We start from the raw sequence: 3712 nt of genomic DNA on the forward strand, positions 1-3712 counted from the left end.
CCGGAGGCCCGTCCCCCCGAGCCCGCTCCGGCGCCACGCGCCCCCATGCCGGAGCGGCCCGCACCTGCTTCGCCCGCGCCACGCGCCGCGCGCGCTGGGACAGAGCCCATCGCCATCATCGGCATGGGTGGCAGCTTCGCGCGCTCGCCCGACCTCGACACCTTCTGGCGGCACCTCGAGCAGGGCACCGACCTCATCGAGGAGGTTCCGCCGACGCGCTGGGACTGGCGCGCCCTTGAAGGCAATCCCCTGAGCGAGCCGCATCGGACCCACATCAAGTGGGGGAGCTTCATCGACGAGGTGGAGCACTTCGACGCCGCCTTCTTCCGCATCACCCCCCGCGAAGCGGCGCTGATGGACCCCCAGCACCGCCTCTTCCTCCAGCTCGCATGGAACACCCTGGAGGACGCGGGCTACCGGCCCAGCTCGCTCGCGGGGACGAAGACGGGCGTGTTCGTGGGCATCGGCACGACGGACTACCACGACCTGCTCCGGGACTTCGGCGTCGCGGCGGACGCGCACACCGCCACGGGGAAGGCCCACTCCGTCCTTCCCAACCGGCTCTCCTTCCTGCTCGACCTGCACGGCCCCAGCCTCCCGGTGGAGACCGCCTGCTCCAGCTCCCTGGTCGCCATCCACCACGCCGTGCAGTCGCTGCGCTCGGGCCAGAGCGAGCTGGCGCTCGTCGGTGGCGTCAACCTCCTGCTCAGCCCGCACCTCTACTTCGCGTTCAGCCGCGCGGGCATGCTGGCAGAGGACGGCCGCTGCAAGACATTCGACGCCCGCGCCAACGGCTACGTCCGGGGTGAAGGGCTCGGCGCGCTCCTGCTCAAGCCCCTGTCGCGCGCGGAGGCGGACGGGGACACCATCCACGCCGTCATCCGGGGCACGGCCATCAACCACGGTGGCCGGGCGCAGGCGCTGACGGCCCCCAACCCCACCGCCCAGGCGGAGCTGCTGGTGGCGGCCTACGAGGATGCCCAGGTCGACCCCGCCACGGTCGGCTACATCGAAGCGCACGGCACGGGCACGCGCCTGGGTGACCCCATCGAGGTCAATGGCCTGCGCATCGCCTTCGAGCGGCTCTATCAGCGCTGGGACCGTCCGCCCTCCGCCCAGCCGCACTGCGCGCTCGGCTCGGTCAAGACGAACATCGGGCACTTGGAGACCGCCGCGGGCATCGCGGGGGTCCTCAAGGTGGTGCTGGCGCTGCGGCACCGCACCCTGCCCGCGAGCCTCCACTTCCAGACGCCCAACCCCGAGCTCCGGCTGGAGGGCGGCCCCTTCTACGTCAACGCGGACACCCGCCCCTGGCCCGCGCCCGGGGGCGAAGAGGCTTCACGCCGCGCTGGCGTGAGCTCCTTCGGCTTCGGTGGAACCAACGCGCACGTCGTCCTGGAAGAGTACCGGACTGCGGCGTCCTCACCCGAAGCCGTCACGGGCCCGCAGCTGGTGGTGCTGTCCGCACGGGAGCCCGCCACGCTGCGCGCCGCCGCCAGCCGCTTGCGCGCCGCCCTGCGCCGCCCGGAGCCCCCGCGCCTGGAGGACGTGGCCTATACCCTCGCGGTGGGGCGCGAGGTCCTGGACGAGCGACTGGCCATCGTGGCGCACAGCCTCGATGAGCTCACCGCGCGGCTCGACGCCTGGCTGGAGCGTGGCGACACCACGCAGGTCCACGTCGGCCGCGCGGAGGCCACGCGATGGAATGACCTGCTGCTCGGAGGCACGGCCGGGGCCACCTTCCTCGATGCCCTGATGTCGGGCGGCGAGCTGGAGCGGCTCGCCCGCCTCTGGGTGGGTGGGGCGCTCGACGACCTGTCGCGGCTCTTCCCTCGCCCGCGCCGCCGCGTGTCCCTGCCCGGCCATCCCTTCACCGGCTCCCGACACTGGCTGCTGCCCGCTCCCGCCGACCGGCTCTACGTGGAGCGCGCGGCATCGGAGCCCGCCCAGGTCATCGAGGCGGCACCGGCATACGTCCCCGGTCCGTTGGCGGGCGCGGCGCTCCAGGACGCGGCGCTCCACGTCCTCACCCAGGCGCTGGCGACCACGGCCGGGCTGGACGCGGAGCACCTCCAGCCCACGGCCGACTTCGAGAGCTACGGGATGAACTCCATCCTCATCTCCGAGGTCCACCAGAAGCTGGAGCTCACGTTCGGCAAGCTCCCCATCACGCTGTTCTACAAGTACAGGAACCTCGCGGAGCTGGCGTCCTACCTGTGCGAGCAACACGCGGACGGCGTCCAGCGACTCGTGGCCACGCGGGACACGCCGCCCGCCGCGCCGCGGGTGACGGCCTCCACGCCACGGCGCGAGGTGCTCCGGCCGCAACCCGCGGCCAGTCCCGCGACGATGGACATCGCTGTCATCGGCATGAGCGGACGCTATCCCCAGGCGGAGAACCTGGAGCGCTTCTGGCGCAACCTGGAGGCGGGCCGCGACTGCATCGAGGAGATTCCGCCGGAGCGATGGGACTACCGGCCGCTGTTCGACGCCTCTCGCCGTCAGCCCGGCTCCATCTACGCCCGGTGGGGCGGCTTCCTGGAAGGCGTGGACCGGTTCGACGCGGCCTTCTTCCAGATTTCCCCGCTGGTCGCTCGCTACATGGACCCGCAGGAGCGCCTCTTCCTGGAGACAGCCTGGGCCTGCCTGGAGGACGCGGGCTACACGCGGACGGGGCTGGCGAGGCCCGGCGCGGGCACCCCGCGCGCCCCCGTGGGCGTGTTCGTGGGCGTCACCTACAACGAGTACGCCCTGCTGGGCGCCCAGGAGTGGGCGCGCGGCCACCGCATCCCGCTCAACACGCAGACGTTCTCCATCGCCAACCGGGTCTCCTACGCGCTCAACCTGAGCGGCCCCAGCCTCACGGTGGACACGGCCTGCTCGTCATCGCTCAACGCGGTCCACCTCGCCTGCGAGAGCCTGCGCTCCGGCGCCTGCGAGGCGGCCATCGCCGGGGGCGTGAACCTGTCGCTGCACCCCAGCAAGTACGTGATGCTCTGCGCCAACCGCTTCGCGTCCAGCGACGGCCGCTGCCGCAGCTTCGCCGAGGGGGGCGACGGGTACGTCCCGGGCGAGGGCGTGGGCGCCGTGCTGCTCAAGCCCCTGGCGCTGGCACTCCGTGACGGCGACGTCATCCACGGCGTCATCAAGGGCAGCGCGAACAACCACGACGGGAAGACCCACGGCTACACCGTGCCCAACCCCGTGGCCCAGGCAGAGGTCATCCTCGAGGCCCTGCGGCGCGCGGACGTCGACGCCCGCACGCTCAGCTACGTGGAGGCGCACGGCACGGGGACCAGCCTGGGCGACCCCATCGAAGTCACCGGGCTGACGGACGCCTTCGGCCAGCACACGGGGGACAGGGGCTTCTGCGCCGTCGGCTCGGTCAAGGCCAGCATCGGCCACCTGGAGTCCGCCGCGGGCATCAGCCAGTTGCACAAGGTGCTGCTCCAGATGAAGCACCGCCGCCTGGCGCCCACCCTCATCCACGGAGACAAGCTCAACCCGCACATCGACTTCGCCAGCACGCCCTTCCACGTCCAGCGGGAGTCCACGCCCTGGCGCGCCCGGCCCGGCGAGCCCCTGCGCGCCGGCATCAGCAGCTTCGGCGCCGGCGGCGTCAACGTGCACCTTATCGTCGAGTCCTGGGAGGGCGCGCCCGCTCCCCGCGCCAGCCGCCCTCCCCGTCCCGCCGTCATCGTGCTCTCTGCGC

At 72.5% G+C, this 3712-nt stretch carries 1 protein-coding gene; it reads left to right on the forward strand.

Annotated features, from left to right (window positions below; genetic code table 11):
• Nucleotides 1-123 precede the first annotated feature (123 nt).
• Nucleotides 124-3712 (forward strand): beta-ketoacyl synthase N-terminal-like domain-containing protein (locus tag G4D87_RS35110; RefSeq protein WP_240358861.1); only part of this gene is annotated, 3589 nt, incomplete at its 3' end.

Origin of the sequence: Myxococcus vastator (assembly GCF_010894475.1) — a bacterium.
GTDB lineage: Bacteria > Myxococcota > Myxococcia > Myxococcales > Myxococcaceae > Myxococcus > Myxococcus vastator.